Here is a 16,232-nt window from a genome sequence, read left to right as displayed (position 1 = left end):
GTTATCCGCCCCGCGTATGCGGGGGTGAGCCCGTGCTGGTGCTGCACACGACCGAGGGCAGTAGATCCGCCCCGCGTATGCGGGGGTGAGCCCCCATCCCCGAGGAGATCGCCACCATGATCGCCATCCGCCCCGCGTATGCGGGGGTGAGCCCGCCACAGACGCTCCTGTCGGAGGATGGCCAGTATCCGCCCCGCGTATGCGGGGGTGAGCCCATCGAGGGCATCCCCGATCCTCCGATCAGCTTATCCGCCCCGCGTATGCGGGGGTGAGCCCAGGCAGCAGATCGAGACCGTGCGCGTCGTCCCATCCGCCCCGCGTATGCGGGGGTGAGCCCAGTACCGTCGCATCGAACAGGCCAACAAGGACATCCGCCCCGCGTATGCGGGGGTGAGCCCGCCATGGGGTCGATGGCTCCGAGCTGGCAGCGATCCGCCCCGCGTATGCGGGGGTGAGCCCACTGCCAGCCGGTCCCCGTCGAAGTCGCGCGTATCCGCCCCGCGTATGCGGGGGTGAGCCCAGCACTGTCGTCTACCTGTTGACCTGCGCCGAAATCCGCCCCGCGTATGCGGGGGTGAGCCCCACCGAGATTGTCCATGTCGGCGAGAGCGGTTCGATCCGCCCCGCGTATGCGGGGGTGAGCCCACGCCCTCGTCGGTGACGTCCTCGCCGGACAGATCCGCCCCGCGTATGCGGGGGTGAGCCCTCCTCAAGCATGATCGGTCACCCGCTCGGGGTATCCGCCCCGCGTATGCGGGGGTGAGCCCGCTCGGAGGAATTCACCGCGTGGCATTGTTTCGATCCGCCCCGCGTATGCGGGGGTGAGCCTTTGATCGTCGGCATGCGTGCGGCGTTTGCTCAGATCCGCCCCGCGTATGCGGGGGTGAGCCCTGCATCATCCCCTGTTTGAATTGCGCCAAGGGATCCGCCCCGCGTATGCGGGGGTGAGCCCGGGGAAGCCGGGGACGTTGACGGCCAGCGCGGATCCGCCCCGCGTATGCGGGGGTGAGCCCCGCTGCCATCCGCTCATCATCGGCAGGCCATAATCCGCCCCGCGTATGCGGGGGTGAGCCCGACGCGGCGAACGTGCCCGCCGTCCTCCAGTCATCCGCCCCGCGTATGCGGGGGTGAGCCCTCCTACGTGCGCTCCTACAACTTCGGGGCGACATCCGCCCCGCGTATGCGGGGGTGAGCCCCCGTCGATGCCGGTCTGGATGGTCTGCTTCGTATCCGCCCCGCGTATGCGGGGGTGAGCCCCTGTCCGGCAAAGACGTCGGCATGGTCGCCGAATCCGCCCCGCGTATGCGGGGGTGAGCCCAGCACCCGCAGCATGGCGTCGACGTCGGTGACATCCGCCCCGCGTATGCGGGGGTGAGCCCAGCACCCGCAGCATGGCGTCGACGTCGGTGACATCCGCCCCGCGTATGCGGGGGTGAGCCCTCTGGGAATTCATGGAGCTCGCCGACGAGGTGATCCGCCTCGCGTATGCGGGGGCGAGACCAATCGAGTCGATGCCAACTGGTCGGCGCCCGCCGAGCACGCCGGTGGGCGGATCTGCTACCAGGGGGACGTCAAGGGCCTGTGTTCCTCGGAAGCCCTCACCGGGAGCTGCCTGGTCATCTCGGTCACATCCTCAAGGACGAGGTCCGGGTCTACCGGCGGCATCGCGATCAGCCACGCGAAGCTGCACACCCTCCGCGACGTCTCGGCGAACCTCCCACTGGGCGTGCTGTGCGGGGTCGCCGGATCCGGGAAAAGCTCCCTCATCGACGGCTGCATGCCCGCCGACGCCGGGGCGATCGTCATCGACCAGATCCCGATCAGAGGCACGCGGCGCAGCAATCCGGCCGACGTCCACATGCTGGACGCATCGTCCCGACCGGCCGTGTGTGGCCGATAGGCTGCCCCACTGGTCCGACCGTTGCCGGGCCCTAGGAACGCAGGAGGAAGACGCGTATGTCGTTGCTGGTCAAGAAGGGCCTGCACCAGGTCGAGGAGGATCTCGGCGACCCGGAGCGCAGTCTCAAACGCGAACTCGGGGCGATGGACATCGCCGTCATGGGCGTGGCCGTCGCCGTGGGAGCGGGCATCTTCTCGGTCGGCGCCCAGGCGGCCGCCGATTACGCGGGCCCCTCGGTCATCATCTCCTTCATCCTCGCCGCCCTGGTCTGCGGCCTGGCGGTGATGAACTACGCCGAGTTCGCCTCGTCGGTACCGGTCTCCGGCTCGGCCTACACCTTCTCCTACCTGTCCCTGGGCGAGTTGCTCGCATGGGTGATCGGCTGGGATCTCATCCTCGAGATGCTGATGGCCGCCTCGGTCATCTCGAAGTACTGGGGCATCTACCTCCAGAACGTCTTCGAATTCCTCCACGTCGACATCGCCACCGAGTTCCACATCGGCGGGGTCGCGGTCTCCTGGCCGCCCGCGGTCATCGTGGCCTTCTTCACCACCCTGCTGGTACTGGGCACCAAGCTGACCTCCCGGGTCAACGGCATCCTCACCGCCATCAAGATCACCGTCACCCTGTTCATCATCGTGGCCGGCGCCTTCTACGTGAAGGCCTCGAACTTCACGCCCTTCTTTCCGCCCTCGGAGGCGGTGCCCTCCGGCTCGGCCACCGGCGTCATGGGCCAGAGCCTGTTCTCCTTCCTGTCCGGAGCCGAACCCACCCGCTACGGCGCCTACGGCCTGCTGGGTGCCGCAGCCCTGGTGTTCTTCGCCTTCGTCGGATTCGACATCGTCGCCACCACCGCCGAGGAGGCCAAGGACCCGCAGAAGACCCTGCCCCGCGGCATCTTCGGCGGCCTGGCGCTGGTCTCCGTCCTCTACGTGGCCGTGACCATCGTCGTCACCGGCATGGTCTCTTACAAGGAGATGGCCAAGCAGAAGGACGTCTCCCTGGCCACCGCCTTCAAGCTGGTGGGAGCCAACTGGGTGGGGACCCTCATCACGATCGGTATCCTCATCGGGCTGACGACGGTGGTCATGGTACTGCTGCTCGGCCTGACCCGCGTCGTGTTCTCCATGTGCCGCGATGGCCTGCTGCCCCGTCAGGCGTCCCATACCTCGAAGCGCGGCACCCCGGCCAGGCTTCAGATCCTCTGCGGCATCATCGTGGCGATCGTCGCCGCCCTGGCCGACGTCGACCAGCTCTCGGAGATGATCAATATCGGCACCCTGAGCGCCTTCGTGCTGGTGAGCTTCTCCATCCCGGTGCAGCGCAAGCGCTACCCCGATCTCAAGCGCGGATTCACCGTGCCCTTCTCCCCCGTGCTGCCGATCATCTCCGGCGTCCTGTGTCTGTGGCTGATGAGCAATCTGGCGGTCGAGACCTGGTTGCGGTTCGTGGTGTGGCTGCTGGTCGGCTTCGTCGTCTACTTCGGCTACTCCTACCTGCACTCCAGGGTCCGAATCGAGGGACACGAGCTCAGTGTCGCCGCCAACTTCGGCGACGAGAAGAGCGGCGCCCAGGTTCCGGGAGACGCCGCAGCACCGATCCGGCACCACTGGGCGGCGGTCGTCCTCACCGTCCTGGCGGGAATCGTGGTGCTGGCCGAGGTGGTGCTCGCACTGATCGGCGTCATCGACGTCAAGGACATGTCGACCGGTCTGGTGTGGCTGTTCATGCTCGTCCCGGTCCCCGGCATCGTCGTCTCCCACCGGGCTCTGTCGCGGGCCGACGCCGTCGAGCAGTCCTGGGACGCCGTGCCGCGCGACAAGCTGCCCGTCTGGGCGCGCTTCGGCGCCGCTATCCGGATGCCGCTGAGCCTGTTGTCAGTGGGCTACGGCCTCACCGCCGTGGCGGTGGTGGTCGCCATCGTGCACATGGTCGAGGTGCTCTGACCTCCATGTCGACGTGGCGTTGAGACGCCGGAGCCCCCGGCCGCGCGGCCTCAGCGGAAGTCCCGGGAGGAGACGACCACACTCAACTGCAGCCTCTCCAGCCGGTCGGCGTAGAGGTTCATCACCGAATCATTGCGCTCCAGGATGCCCCGCACGATCATCGCCGATGACGTGCGTGCCACCTGCCGGTAGTGCTTCCAGGCCCCCGGGGTCACGATGACGTTGAGCAGGCCGGTCTCGTCCTCCAGATTGATGAAGGTGATTCCACCGGCGGTGGCCGGGCGCTGCCGGTGGGTCACCACCCCGGCCACCTCGATCCGCCGGCCGGGAACCACCGCGAGCAACTCCTCGACGGGCACCACCCCGCGCCGTGCGAGAAAGGCGCGCAGATGCCGCAGCGGATGATCCTGCGTGCTGATCCCGGTGGCGCGAAGGTCGTGGCCCAGCAGTTCCACGGCGGTCGGCTCGGGCAGCAGCGGCGGTTGACTGGGCACCTCGATGCCGAGCTGGCCCGGGGCCACCCCGTACATCTGTCCCGCCTGCCACAGGGCCCCGCGACGCGAACCGACCAGAGCGTCGAAGACCCCGGCCAGCGACAGGGCCTCCAGCTGGTCGCCGTCCAGGCCGGTGCGCCGCACCAGATCGTCCATCCCGGTGAAGGGCCCGCGGTCCCGCTCGGCGATGATCCGGTCTGCGGTCTCCTCGGAGATCGCAGAGACGTCGGCCAGCCCCAGGCGCACCGCGAGACCGCCGTCACGGCGATGAGCGGCGGAGCGGTCGGGGGCCCCGGGATCGAAGAGCCCGATCTCGGCCTCGGCGTGATTGCGCAGGCAGTCCGCCATCCCGCGGCCGGCGCCGTCCAGGGGCTCGGCCGGGGAGTCGCCCAACGGCTCCAGCCCGGCATGAAGACCCGAGAGGGCCAGATCGGGCGGCAGTACCCGCACCCCGTGCCTGCGGGCGTCGGCGACCAGGGTCGCCGGGGCGTAGAAGCCCATCGGCTGGGAGCGCAGCAGACCGGCCAGATAGGCCGCCGGATAATGGAGTTTCAGCCATGAACTGGCATAGACCAGCACCGCGAAACTCAGCGCATGAGACTCCGCGAAACCGAAATTCGCGAAGGATTCGATGCGATTGTATATCTCCTGGGCGGTGTCATCACCAATGCCGTTGGCGGCCATTCCGGAGAACATCTTCTCGCGCAGGGAATCGATCTTCTCCACGCCGCGCTTCGACCCCATCGCGCGGCGCAGCAGGTCGGCGTCGCCCGGGGTGCAGCCGCCCACCGTGGTGGCCATCTGCATGAGCTGCTCCTGGAACAGCGGGATCCCCAGGGTGCGGCGCAGCACCGGTTCCAGCAGGGGGTGCGGGTAGGTCACCGGGTCGCGGCCGGTGCGCCGCCGGATATAGGGGTGCACCGCCCCGCCCTGGACCGGGCCGGGGCGGATCAGCCCGATCTCCACCGCCAGGTCGTAGAAGGAACGGGGCCGCAACCTGGGCAGGGTGCCCATCTGGGCGCGGCTCTCCACCTGGAAGACGCCGATGGTGTCGGCCCGGCACAGCATGTCGTAGACGCCCGGTTCGTTACGCGGGATCGTCTCCATCGTCCATCGCTGCCCGCAGTGCTCGGCGGTCAGGTCGAAGGTGTGCTGCAGAGCGGCCAGCATGCCGAGCCCGAGCAGGTCGAACTTCACCAGCCCCATCCAGGCGCAGTCCTCCTTGTCCCACTGCAGGACGGTGCGCCCGGCCATTCTGGCCGGCTCGATCGGGCAGACCAGCCCCACCGGGTCGTGGGTGAGCACCATGCCGGCCGAGTGGATGCCCAGGTGCCGCGGGGTCCCCAGCAGTTGGCCGGCCAGATCGCGCACCGGAGCGGGAATGGCGTCGGCCGCCGGCTCCCCGGGCCCCGACGACCCCGACCCTGACGACTCAGGCCCCGACGAGTCGTCGCTGATCCGTGTCCCCCATCTCTCCACCTGCCTGGTCCAGGCGTCCTGCTGACCCTGGGAATGCCCCAGCGCCCTGGCCATGTCGCGGATCGCATTCCTGGGCCGGTAGGTGATGACGTTGGCCACCTGGGCGGCGTTGCGCCGGCCGTATCGACGGTAGACGTACTGGATCACCTCCTCGCGGCGCCGAGCGTCGAAATCGACGTCGATATCGGGCTCCTCATCACGCAGCGCCGAGAGGAATCTCTCGAAGGGAAGGCCGTAGAAGACCGGATCGACCACCGTGATTCCCAGCACATAGCAGACCGCGGAGGCCGCCGCCGATCCCCGTCCCTGGTAGAGGATTCCACGGCTGCGGGCAAAACTGACGATGTCGTGGACGATGAGGAAATACCCGGCGAATCCCTTCGCCTCGATGACATCGAGTTCCGAGGCGATCCTGGCGGCGGCCTCGCGGTCCTCCCCGTAACGGTCCAGGCGGCCCTGCTCGGCCAGGTGCCGCAGCCAGCTCATCGGGGTGTGGCCGTCCGGCACCTCCTGGTCGGGCATCCGGGGCCGGCTGGAGCGCAGCGAGAACCGGGTCTGCTCGGCGATCTCCACGGTGTTGGCCACCGCATCCGGGTAACGGGAGAACAGCCCGGCCATCTCCACTCCGCTGCGCAGCCGGGCCACCGGACCGGCGGGCAGCCAGCCGTCGATCTCATCGAGGCTGCGCCGGGCGCGCACCGCGGCCAGCGCGCAGGACAGCTCGAACCGGTCGGGGGTGGCGTAGTGGGCAGCGCTGGTGGCGACCACCGGCAGGCCCTGCGTCCGGGCCAGGCCGGCCAGCAGGTCATTGTCGCGGGTGTCGCGGGGGCGCCGATGATCGGTCAGTTCCACGGCCACGTTGTCGTCGCCGAACAGATCGGTCAGCCGATGCAGCTGACGGTCCGCCTCCTCGACGCCGTGGGCCAGTCCTCGGCGCACCAGCCCCTTGCGGCAGCCGGTGAGGATGATCCAGTGGCCGCCGGCCTGCTCGGCCAGGGCATCCAGATCGTAGATCGGGCGCCCCTTCTCCGCCCCGTCGCTCAGGTACGCGTCGGTCATGGCACCGGCCAGTCTGCGGTAGCCCTCGGCCCCTCGGGCCAGCACCAGCAGGTGGCTGCCGGCCGGATCGGCGACACCGTTCTGCGGAGCGGGCAGGCCGATCGACAGCTCGGCGCCGATGATGGTGGGCAGTCCGTAAGCCTCGGCCGCCTCAGCCATCCGCACCACCCCGTAGAGGCCGTCGTGGTCGGTGAGCGCCAGAGCCTCCAGGCCCAGCTCCACAGCCCTGTGCACCAGCTCCTCGGGGCTGGAGGCACCGTCCAGGAAGCTGTAATGGGAGTGGCAGTGCAGCTCCGCGTAAGGCACCACCGGTCCCGCCGGAGGGGTCGGGTGTCGAGTGACGGGGCGGCGCCTGCGCGAGTACGCCGGGCCGTCGGAACCCTCCGTCGGGGCGCCTCCCTGGATCCGGTGCTCCAGCTCCGACCAGGAGATGGGCGGATTGTCATAGCTCACGACGGTCCCCCGGCCCCGGAACCGGCCATGCGGCTAGTCATAGCGGGCCTCCGCCCACCAGGATGTGCCGCTGGCGGCCAGCACCCAGGCCTGCTGATCCTCGGTCACCAGCTGGAAGCGGTCCACCGAGGTGGCCTGGGCACCCCACCAGCGCTGCCGGACCGGCCACGGGCCGGCCCAGGCGATCACCCTCCGGCGCTGACCGGCGGGGGTGGTCAGCCACTCCGGGCCGGCTCCCGCCCCCGGCTCGCAGGGCCGCGCCGGGGAGCCGTCAGCGGTCTGGACCCGCACCGGGCGCAACTGCTCGAAGACGACGCCGGGGGCCGGCCCCGACAGCCGGCCGGGCCAGGGCTGATCGGGGCGGGAGCGCTCCTCGGGCAGCGAGCCGAAGGGGGTGAGCAGCCGGCGCTCCTTGAGCAGCCGCCCCCCGGCGACCGCCGGGGTGAGCACGGCCCGGGGACCGAGCCGGTCCTGGAGGCGGGTGAGGATCTGCATCAGATGTTCGGCCGGACGGGCGCCGAACAGCCCCTCGGCATGCTCGGCGGCCGGGCGGGCGGTCGGGACGAGGCGCACGGCCTCCACCCCCGCCGGGACGCCGCAGGCCTCCTCGTCCTCGTCACGGTGCTGCCTCCCGCCCAGCTGCCAGACCACCCGGGAGACCAGATCCGCCGAGGAGAACTGCCAGGGATGCCGCCACACCTGTTCACTCAGGCCCTCGGTGGAGCGGATCACGATCCGTACCTCGTCGCAGCTCATCCCGCGCCGACCGAGATCCTGGAGCATCCGGGAGGCGAGCGGCTCCACCCCGGCGGCAACCTGCTCGGCCAGAGCCAGGGGTTCGGGGAAGGCGATCTCGACGACGTCATCGCTCTGTGGGCGCCGCGAGGTCAGGGGGGTGGCGTCGATCCCGGCGGCGAGCCGGTGTGCGCGGTCCCCGTCCTGGCCGAAACGCGTCACCACCTTCTGATGATCGAGGGCCGCGAACCGGCCCAGGGTGCGCAGCCCGAGCCCGCGCAGCGCCCCCACCAGATCCGAGGGGCCGCGGTCATCGTTGAGGCCGGGACGCACCCCGGCGTCCAGGGCGCCGATCTCCAGACCCGACAGGAACTCCTCAGAACCACCGGCCGGCACGATCCGGACCGGTTCGGCGCGCAGCGCGGCCTGCCCGGCTGCGAACAGCCCGTCGGCGATCCCCACCCGGGCCTCCAGGCCCTGGGCCTCCAGCACCTGCCGCATCCGCTGCGCGGCCGCCCGCTCCCCGCCGTAGAACCGGGACACCCCGCCCGCCCGGACTGCGGCGACGCCGGGACGCACCACATGGACCGCGGGAGCCACCTGCTGCTCGATCGCCGTCACCACCGGCGCGAAGCACTCCTCCTCGACCCGGTGGTCGTAGGGCACGACGACGGCCTCCGGGCAACGCAACTGGGCGGCCCGCACCCTCAGGCCGGCCTCCACCCCCTCCGCGGCGGCGAGATCGCAGCGGGCCACCACCTTCCCCTTCTCGGCGACGATGACCGGATCGGTGTGACCGGTGCTCATCCTGACCGCCCGGATCGTCCAGTCGGGGACCAGGGCCAGCAGCACCCGCGGGATGTCAGGCACGGCGTCCTCCTGCCATGGCGTCCTCGGAGACCTCGACGACACCCCCGTCTCCCCGCACCAGGGTGACTGACCTGCTGGAGTGATGGCGGGTCACCGTGACCTCCAGACGCTGGGACTCCAGGGCCCCGTAACCGCGTCCCAGCCCCTGCCAGCCGAGAGTCCGGGCGCCGATCCGGGCGTGCGCCCCGGGCCAGTCGCCCTGCACCACGAGGGTGGCGCCACGGTCCCTCAGCCGGGCCACCAGCCGCTGGGCAGCCGCCGCAGTGATGGATGCCGGTGCGGCCGCCATCACGACGTCGAGCCCCTCGATGAGCGCGGCCACGGTCTCCAGCCAGGAGCCGGGGTCGGGGACCAGCACCAGCCGGGACAGTTCGACCCCCCAGTCGCGGGCGGCCTCGATCCCGGTCTCGGGCAGCCCGACCACCCCGCACCAGCCGTCCACCATCAGCCCCAGGCCCACCGACGCGGCCCCCGACAGGGTGTACACCTCCGACTGGAGCCCGCCCGGGAAGAGTCTCCTCAACCCCGGGTGGACGGCCCTTCCCTCAGACCCGTTGGCCACGGGATCCGTCCCGCGACTCACCGCAAGATGCGCCAGAGCGGCCGCGATCCGGGAATCGTTGCCGCGCCCTCCTGCCCTGCTGTCCATGGCGGGCACACTGCCAGCGCGCACCGACAGTTCCCGCGGTCCTGCCATGATGGGACCCATGACGAGATCGACCCGTACACCCCGGCGGCCACGACGGCCGCGAAACTCCGCCCGGCTGGAGGCGGCGCTGCTCGCCGGACGGGCGGCGGCCCTGGCCTCCCGTCTGACCGGCCGGGGGTCGGGAGCCTCGATCCGGGGCCAGATCACCACGAAGCTCGATCCTGGAGCCTTCGCCGAACTCGTCGCGTCCCGGCGGATCGCCGCGGTCACCGGCACCAACGGCAAGACCACCACCACCCACATGCTCACCGCGGCCGTCCGCGCCGGGCTGAAGGACGACGGCACCAAGGTGGTCACCAACGCCGACGGGGCGAACCTGCATCACGGCATCGTCTCGGCCCTGGGACAGGCCCCCGACGCCCCGGTGGCGATCCTGGAGACCGATGAGCGGGTGGTGGCCGATGCCGTGCGACTGGGGCATCCCGAGGTACTGGTGCTGCTCAACTTCAGCCGCGACCAGCTCGACCGCAATCACGAACTGACCTTCCTCGGCCGCGACTGGCGGTCCGCCCTGGCGGCCGCCGGCCAGGACGGGCCGATGGTGATCGCGAACGCCTCCGACCCGCTCATCGTGTGGGTCTGCCAGCGGGCCAGAGCAGTGGTGTGGGTCGACACCCGTCCGCGCTGGACCGCCGACTCGACCCTGTGCCCCAGCTGCGGCGGGGTGCTGGTTCACGATGAGGACGACTGGCACTGCCCGGACTGCCCGCTGCGCCAACCCGAGGCCGACTGGTGGGTGGAGGACGGGTACGCGGTCTCCCGCCGCGGGGATCGGCATCGCCTCGATCTCCAGGTGCCCGGCGATTTCAACCTCACCAACGCCACCTGCGCCCTGGCCGCCGCCGTCGAGATGGGCATCGAACCCGACGCCGCGCTGGCCGGGATGGCGACCGTCACCTCCCCGGCCGGACGCTACGCCACCACCACCATCGCGGGGACGAAGGTCCGGCTGCTGCTGTCGAAGAACCCGGCCGGCTGGACGGAATCCCTGCCGCTGACCGTCTCCGACCCACTCGTACTGGCCATCGACGCCGTGGCGGCCGACGGCAAGGACGTCTCCTGGCTGTGGGACGTCGACTACGAGCAGCTCGCCGGGCGCACCGTGATCTGCACCGGCCCCCGGGCCCTGGACCTGGCGGTGCGACTGCAGTACGCCGAGGTGGATCATGTCGTCATCGAGGACCTGTCCGAGGCCCTGGAATCCCCACTGCTGGCCGGCCACTGGGACGACGACCATCCCATCGACGTGCTGTCCACCTACACCCCCTTCCAGAAACTGCGCCGACTTGGAGGCCTGGCATGAGCACCGCACCGGTGAGGATCGTCCTGCTGTACCAGTCGCTGCTGGGGATCTACGGGGACCACGGCAACGCCATGGTGCTCACCAGACGGCTGCAGTGGCGCGGCATCGACGCCGAACTGATCAGCGTCGACCCCGGTGACCCGGTGCCCACCGACGGGGCCGTGTACCTGCTGGGCGGCGGCGAGGACACCGCCCAGATCACCGCGGTGAAGGAACTCAAGGATGACGGCGGGCTGTTCAGCGCCCTGGACGACGGAGCCGTGCTCTTCGCGGTGTGCGCCGGCTACCAGATCTGCGGCCACAGCTTCACGATCGGCGCCCGCGATGAGGTCATCAAGGGCCTGGGGGTGCTCGACGTCGAGACTCGCAGGGGGCCGGAGCGGGCCGTCGGGGAGTCCCTGTCACGGTGGACGCTGCCCGACGGGACGACCTCTCTCATCACGGGATTCGAGAACCACGGCGGCTGGACCAGTCTGGGCCCCGACGCCACCCCGCTCGCCGCCGTCGAGAAGGGTTGGGGCAACGGCGACTCGAGGACCGAGGGGGCGGTCCAGGGCCAGGTGATCGGGGCCTACCCCCACGGGCCGATCCTGGCCCGCAACCCCCAGCTGGCCGACCATCTCCTGGAACAGGCTCTCGGTCGGTCCCTGGATCCCCTCGACCTGCCGGAGATCGAGGCGCTGCGCACCAGGAGGGTCGCGGCGGTGCGGGAAGGACGCCCCTGACCGGCAGGCCGGCGTCATCCCGATTTTGCGCGGCGGGCCCGAGGCGCTAGTGTTTCCACCCGTCGGCGCTGCTAGCTCAACTGGCAGAGCATCTGACTCTTAATCAGAGGGTTCAGGGTTCGAGTCCCTGGCGGCGCACAGATCAGAAGGCCCCTTCATCACGAAGGGGCCTTCGCCATCCCTGTCGGGAAGCTGTGGGCGCTGCCCGTTGTGCATCTGAGTTTTGCATCCAGGTGGCGTCAGAGCTAGCATCGTCTGTTGCTGGCGCTGCTAGCTCAACTGGCAGAGCATCTGACTCTTAATCAGAGGGTTCAGGGTTCGAGTCCCTGGCGGCGCACAGATCAGAAGGCCCCTTCATCATGAAGGGGCCTTCGTCATAATGAGATCACCGCTCTGAGCTCAGTGTCCGACCGGGTGGAGGGAAGCCATGTCAGTTGCGCGGATCACCAAGTTGTTCCTCACCGAGTTCAAGTCGTTCCAGGACGAGATACTCCCTCTGGATGACCTCACCGTCCTGACCGGTCTCAATTCCAGCGGGAAGTCGAACGCCCTCGACGGACTGGACGTGCTCGCCCGGCTGGCCACCGGCGACGAACTCGGCGAGGCTCTTGACGGGAGACGTCGAGGGATCGGCCCTGTGCGTGGTGGATCAGCAGGATGTGCCCCCCACGGCAGTGATCGCTTCACCTTGGGCTGTGAGGTCGAGCTGGATGACGCCGCCTCCAGCCGTTACCGATATGAGGTGACGATACTTGCACGCCCCGAGCTGCGCGTCATCCAGGAACGCCTGCACGGTCCGGGACGCAACGCCAAGTCCGGGACGACGACGGATCGGGACCTTGTATGGGCGGCCAACGATGGAGAAGATGGTTCACCCGGTATCGCCGCCCGGATCGACAACGGCAAACGTGGCCAAAACCCTGCTGAATTCTTCCGAGACAGCCGCCTCGTCCTCACACAGGTCGCTGTCCGACTGCCCGGAAAGAACCTGGTCGAACGAGCGGTCCTCCGGGCTGTTGATGCTGTGGTCAGTCCTCTTCGCACCGTTTTCGAGCTCGACCCCGTGCCCAGCGTCATGCGCGGTTACTCATCGCGAAAGGATGTCGCCCTCAAGCGCGATGGCTCTAATTTCTCGGCAGCGATCGGGCATCTCCAACAAACCGATCCACAGCGCGCCCAGAACGTCATTGACTCCATCAAGAAGATCGCCGCCAACGCCGTCACCGACACCCGGATGGAGACGTCCACGCTGGACGACGTCATGTTCTCCCTCGTCGAAGGGGACGAGGTCACTCCTGCTCGGGAGATGAGTGATGGACTGCTGCGCTTCGCCGCTGTAGCGACGGCTCTTCAGTCAGGTGCGCAGGATCTGGATGTCGACACCGAGGATGACATCCTTGCCGTGGCCAGTCCACAGCAGGAACAGGTCGATGGTCGGATTCTGATGGTGATCGAGGAGATCGAGAACGGTCTTCACCCCTCGCAGGCCCGGCTGGTGCTCGACATGCTCCGCAGGTCCACCGAGGAGTCCGGTCTGCAGATCGCTCTGACGACTCACAGCCCGGCCATCCTCGATGTGCTCACCGGGGTGCTCAACAGCAGCATCATCGTCTGTTATCGCGGCGACGACGGACACAGCTGCCTCAGTCGGCTCACCGATCTCGAGGGGTACGCAGCAGCCATGGCCCACGGACAGATCGGAGAACTCGTCACGCGATCCGAGTTGATCCGCCCTGCGGAACCGAGGAACACCGACCCCTTGGACTTTCTGGACAGAATCGGCGCTCGATGACATCGGTCAGGTTTGTCGACACGTCAATGCTTCTCAACCTGCTCGAGGTACCTGAGATGATCCGGGACGTCGGTTGCGCGCATCCCGCGACGTCTGGGACACAATGGTGCCCGTGAAACCCTTCCTGCTGATCTCCACCCGCCCCGAGGACGAGGCCGCGCAAGGCGAGTACGACGCCATGCTCCGCTTCACCGGACTGGCCCCCGACCAGGTCGTCTACTCCCAGTTGGACCGGGCTCCCCTGCCATCGGTCGATCTTGACGGGTTGTCGGGGATCATCGTGGGAGGCAGTCCTTACAGCACCTCGGATCCCGACGACAGGAAGCCGGCCGATCAGCTGCGCGCCGAGCGGGAGCTCGATCAGCTGCTCGACCGCGTCGTCCCGGCCGACTTCCCCTTCTTCGGGGCCTGCTACGGAGTCGGGACGCTGGGCGTCCACCAGGGAGCGGTGGTCGACCGCACCTATCCGGAGCCGGTCAGCGCCATCACGGTGACGTTGACCGACGAGGGCCTGCGGGACCCGCTCATCCGCGCTGCGGGTCTCCCGGACAGCTTCGACGCCTTCGTGGGCCACAAGGAGGCCGTGCACACCCTCTCCGAGGACGCCGTACTGCTGGCCACCGGGACGGCGGCACCGGTTCAGATGTTCCGGATCGGGAGCAATATGTACGCCACCCAGTTCCATCCCGAGCTCGATGTCGCCGGGATCGTCCAGCGCATCCACATCTACCGGGAGAACGGCTACTTCGACCCGGCCGGAATGGACGAACTCATCGACACCGTCAGCACCGCCCGGGTCGATCACGCCCACACCCTGCTGCGGGCCTTCGTGACCCGCTACGCGCGCTGACTCACAGGTACAGGCCCCCGGCACCGGGATCGGCCCGCCGACCGGTGGAGACCGCGTGCAGATCCTCCTCGTGCAGCAGGACGTAGGAGGTGCCGTCCAGCTCTACCTCCGCGCGCGACTCGGGGTCGAAGAGCACCCGGTCTCCCAGCCCCACCTGGTGGACCGCCGAGCCGAGCGCCACGACGGTCCCCCAGGTCAGCCGATGGCCGAGCCTGACGGTGGCGGGAATGACGATGCCCGAGCCGCTGTGACGCTCCGAGCCCTGCTTCTCGGGGGCCACCAGGAGCCGGTCGCCGAGCATCCGGATCGGCAGGTCCCCGGAGACCGGGGATTGCGTCGGGACATCGCTCACTTCGAATTCTTGGATGCTGCGACGTTGTGGCCGCGCTCGTCGGCGGCCTCCGCGCGCAGCACCGCGGCCTGCTTGAGCATCGCCTGGGCGACGCCGCTGACGGTGGAGTCGTCGGTGGCGAGCCTGGCGACCTTGCCCGCGTGCTTCTTGTCGGCCTTGGCGAGCTTCTTGTCGGACCTGCGCCCGGCCTTGGCGGCCTTCGCGGCCCGCTTGGCGTGGGCGAGCTGCACCCTCTCCAGCTTGCGCCGGGTGGTGGCGCCGCTGGCCCGACCGACGACGGCCCGCAGCACGACCAGGGCACCGACCGCGGCGACCAGGCCGCCGCCGATCACCGCGAGCCTGTCGGTGCGCCAGCCGTTCTCGTCCTTGACCTCGGAGGTGAGACGGTCCCGGACGCTGGTGTACTCCTTCTGGGCGAAGTCCTTGGCCTGCCCCACTGCACGATTCTTGATGGCCACCGGATGAAACTCCTCGGTGAGCCCCTCGATCGTCGACGACATCCTGGCCCGCGCTGCGGCGATATCACGCCTGATCTGATCGGCGGAACGGGTGTCCTTCGCCTTCTTCTGCTGTCGGCCTTCAGCCATCTTGGTCTCCCTGAAACGCGATCATCGAATCCTCGGGTACGGTCTCACCCCGTGCCACGGCTGTACGGCGCCCGGACCGTCATCACAACGCGGACTCCGCGCGCCAAGCCGTGCCGACAGCCTATATCGTGGTCGTCATGAGCATGCGCCTCGCCCCTGGAACGATCGCACCCGACTTCACGCTGCCCAGCGCCGGAGGCGGGACGGTCACCCTTTCAGCGCTGGCCGGGCAGCACGTGATCGTCTACTTCTACCCCGCCGCGATGACCCCGGGATGCACCACCCAGGCGGTGGACTTCACCGCCCACCACAGCCGCTTCACCGAGGCCGGATACACGGTGGTGGGCATCTCGCCCGACCCCGTGGAGAAACTGCGCCGGTTCACCGAGAAGGAGTCGCTCACCCTGACCCTGCTCTCCGACTCCGACAAGAAGGTCATGAAAGCATACGGCGCCTACGGCCTCAAGAACGTCTACGGCAAGGAGATCGAGGGAGTCATCCGCTCGACCTTCCTGGTGGACGTCCAGGACGACGGGCGTCCGATCGTGGGTCTGGCCCAGTACAACGTGCGTGCCACGGGCCACGTCGGCAAGCTGTGCCGAGAGCTCGGGATCTGAGATCCCGTGTCACGGGTCGCCCAGGCGCCCGGGCCGGAGTGGTGGAACTGGCAGACACGCAGGATTTAGGTTCCTGTGCCTTCGGGTGTGAGGGTTCGAATCCCTTCTCCGGCACCCTTTCAGCACGACCTCGATGTGATCCCTGACTTTCGTCAGTGTTGCCGCCGGTGCCGACCTCCCATGATGAACGGGTGATCTCTTTCGATGCGGTGACAAAACGGTACGGCCCGAAGACGGCGGTGGACCGTCTGACGGTCCAGGTGCGCAGCGGCCATGTGACGGGCCTGCTCGGCCCGAACGGCGCGGGAAATACCACATGTCGGGTTTGACACCACTCTGAATGATGGAGTGGCGGCTGAGC

General features: G+C 68.9%; 12 protein-coding genes, 3 tRNA genes and 1 CRISPR repeat array (1 of these 16 cut by a window edge). Of the genes, 10 read left to right on the top strand and 5 right to left on the bottom strand.

Going from position 1 to position 16,232, the window contains the following annotated elements:
- A CRISPR array of direct repeats spans positions 1-1,501; the repeat unit is 29 nt; unit sequence ATCCGCCCCGCGTATGCGGGGGTGAGCCC; it reaches 2,561 nt to the left of the window's first position.
- A 455-nt stretch (positions 1,502-1,956) separates the two neighbouring features.
- Positions 1,957-3,846, top strand: a complete 1,890-nt coding sequence (locus tag JS278_RS05715; RefSeq protein ID WP_114044343.1) for an APC family permease — start codon at positions 1,957-1,959, stop codon at positions 3,844-3,846.
- 50 nt (positions 3,847-3,896) lie between these two features.
- Here the strand turns inward: JS278_RS05715 and JS278_RS05710 are convergent, their stop codons facing one another.
- Genes JS278_RS05710 through JS278_RS05700 form a run of 3 tightly spaced genes read right to left on the bottom strand, consistent with a single transcriptional unit; the run spans position 3,897 to position 9,633 of the window.
- On the bottom strand, positions 3,897-7,331 hold the full coding sequence (locus tag JS278_RS05710; protein WP_114044342.1) for an error-prone DNA polymerase: 3,435 nt from the start codon (positions 7,329-7,331) through the stop codon (positions 3,897-3,899).
- Between the two features lie 33 nt (positions 7,332-7,364).
- On the bottom strand, positions 7,365-8,936 hold the full coding sequence (locus tag JS278_RS05705) for a DNA polymerase Y family protein (RefSeq protein WP_483894258.1): 1,572 nt from the start codon (positions 8,934-8,936) through the stop codon (positions 7,365-7,367).
- Complete coding sequence (locus JS278_RS05700; RefSeq protein WP_245935212.1) at positions 8,929-9,633, bottom strand: hypothetical protein; 705 nt, start codon at positions 9,631-9,633, stop codon at positions 8,929-8,931. The genes JS278_RS05705 and JS278_RS05700 overlap by 8 nt, the downstream gene beginning before the upstream one ends.
- Before the next feature lie 10 nt (positions 9,634-9,643).
- On the opposite strand from JS278_RS05700, the gene JS278_RS05695 reads away from it, so the two are divergent.
- The 6 genes from JS278_RS05695 to JS278_RS05670 all read left to right on the top strand — a co-directional run bounded on the left by JS278_RS05695 (position 9,644) and on the right by JS278_RS05670 (position 14,315).
- The gene (locus tag JS278_RS05695; protein ID WP_245935211.1) at positions 9,644-10,948 is read left to right on the top strand and encodes a Mur ligase family protein; all 1,305 of its coding nucleotides are present in this window, start codon (positions 9,644-9,646) and stop codon (positions 10,946-10,948) included.
- Positions 10,945-11,673 (top strand): type 1 glutamine amidotransferase, encoded by a 729-nt coding sequence (locus tag JS278_RS05690; RefSeq protein ID WP_114044341.1) that lies wholly within the window; start codon positions 10,945-10,947, stop codon positions 11,671-11,673. Before JS278_RS05695 ends, JS278_RS05690 begins: the two co-directional genes overlap by 4 nt.
- Positions 11,674-11,738: 65 nt before the next feature.
- Positions 11,739-11,811 (top strand) — tRNA-Lys (locus JS278_RS05685).
- Between the two features lie 126 nt (positions 11,812-11,937).
- Positions 11,938-12,010: transfer RNA gene (locus JS278_RS05680), tRNA-Lys, on the top strand.
- 228 nt (positions 12,011-12,238) lie between these two features.
- Positions 12,239-13,465, top strand: a complete 1,227-nt coding sequence (locus tag JS278_RS05675) for an AAA family ATPase (RefSeq protein WP_245935210.1) — start codon at positions 12,239-12,241, stop codon at positions 13,463-13,465.
- A gap of 103 nt (positions 13,466-13,568) precedes the next feature.
- A complete protein-coding gene (locus tag JS278_RS05670) occupies positions 13,569-14,315 on the top strand; it encodes a glutamine amidotransferase (protein WP_114046142.1) in 747 nt (248 codons plus the stop codon).
- A 1-nt stretch (position 14,316) separates the two neighbouring features.
- Here the strand turns inward: JS278_RS05670 and JS278_RS05665 are convergent, their stop codons facing one another.
- The gene (locus tag JS278_RS05665) at positions 14,317-14,667 is read right to left on the bottom strand and encodes a GroES family chaperonin (RefSeq protein ID WP_114044339.1); all 351 of its coding nucleotides are present in this window, start codon (positions 14,665-14,667) and stop codon (positions 14,317-14,319) included.
- Complete coding sequence (locus JS278_RS05660; protein WP_114044338.1) at positions 14,664-15,254, bottom strand: DUF3618 domain-containing protein; 591 nt, start codon at positions 15,252-15,254, stop codon at positions 14,664-14,666. Before JS278_RS05660 ends, JS278_RS05665 begins: the two co-directional genes overlap by 4 nt.
- A gap of 137 nt (positions 15,255-15,391) precedes the next feature.
- On the opposite strand from JS278_RS05660, the gene JS278_RS05655 reads away from it, so the two are divergent.
- The 3 genes from JS278_RS05655 to JS278_RS05645 all read left to right on the top strand — a co-directional run bounded on the left by JS278_RS05655 (position 15,392) and on the right by JS278_RS05645 (position 16,200).
- On the top strand, positions 15,392-15,871 hold the full coding sequence (locus JS278_RS05655) for a peroxiredoxin (RefSeq protein WP_114046141.1): 480 nt from the start codon (positions 15,392-15,394) through the stop codon (positions 15,869-15,871).
- 32 nt (positions 15,872-15,903) lie between these two features.
- Positions 15,904-15,985: transfer RNA gene (locus JS278_RS05650), tRNA-Leu, on the top strand.
- Positions 15,986-16,062: 77 nt separating this feature from the next.
- The gene (locus JS278_RS05645) at positions 16,063-16,200 is read left to right on the top strand and encodes a hypothetical protein (RefSeq protein WP_220150042.1); all 138 of its coding nucleotides are present in this window, start codon (positions 16,063-16,065) and stop codon (positions 16,198-16,200) included.
- The last annotated feature ends 32 nt before the right edge of the window (positions 16,201-16,232 follow it).

The organism is Acidipropionibacterium virtanenii (assembly GCF_003325455.1).
In the GTDB taxonomy this organism is placed as follows: domain Bacteria; phylum Actinomycetota; class Actinomycetes; order Propionibacteriales; family Propionibacteriaceae; genus Acidipropionibacterium; species Acidipropionibacterium virtanenii.
The sequence above is the reverse complement of the archived record's forward strand: the minus strand, read 5'-3'. Positions and strand labels throughout refer to the sequence as shown.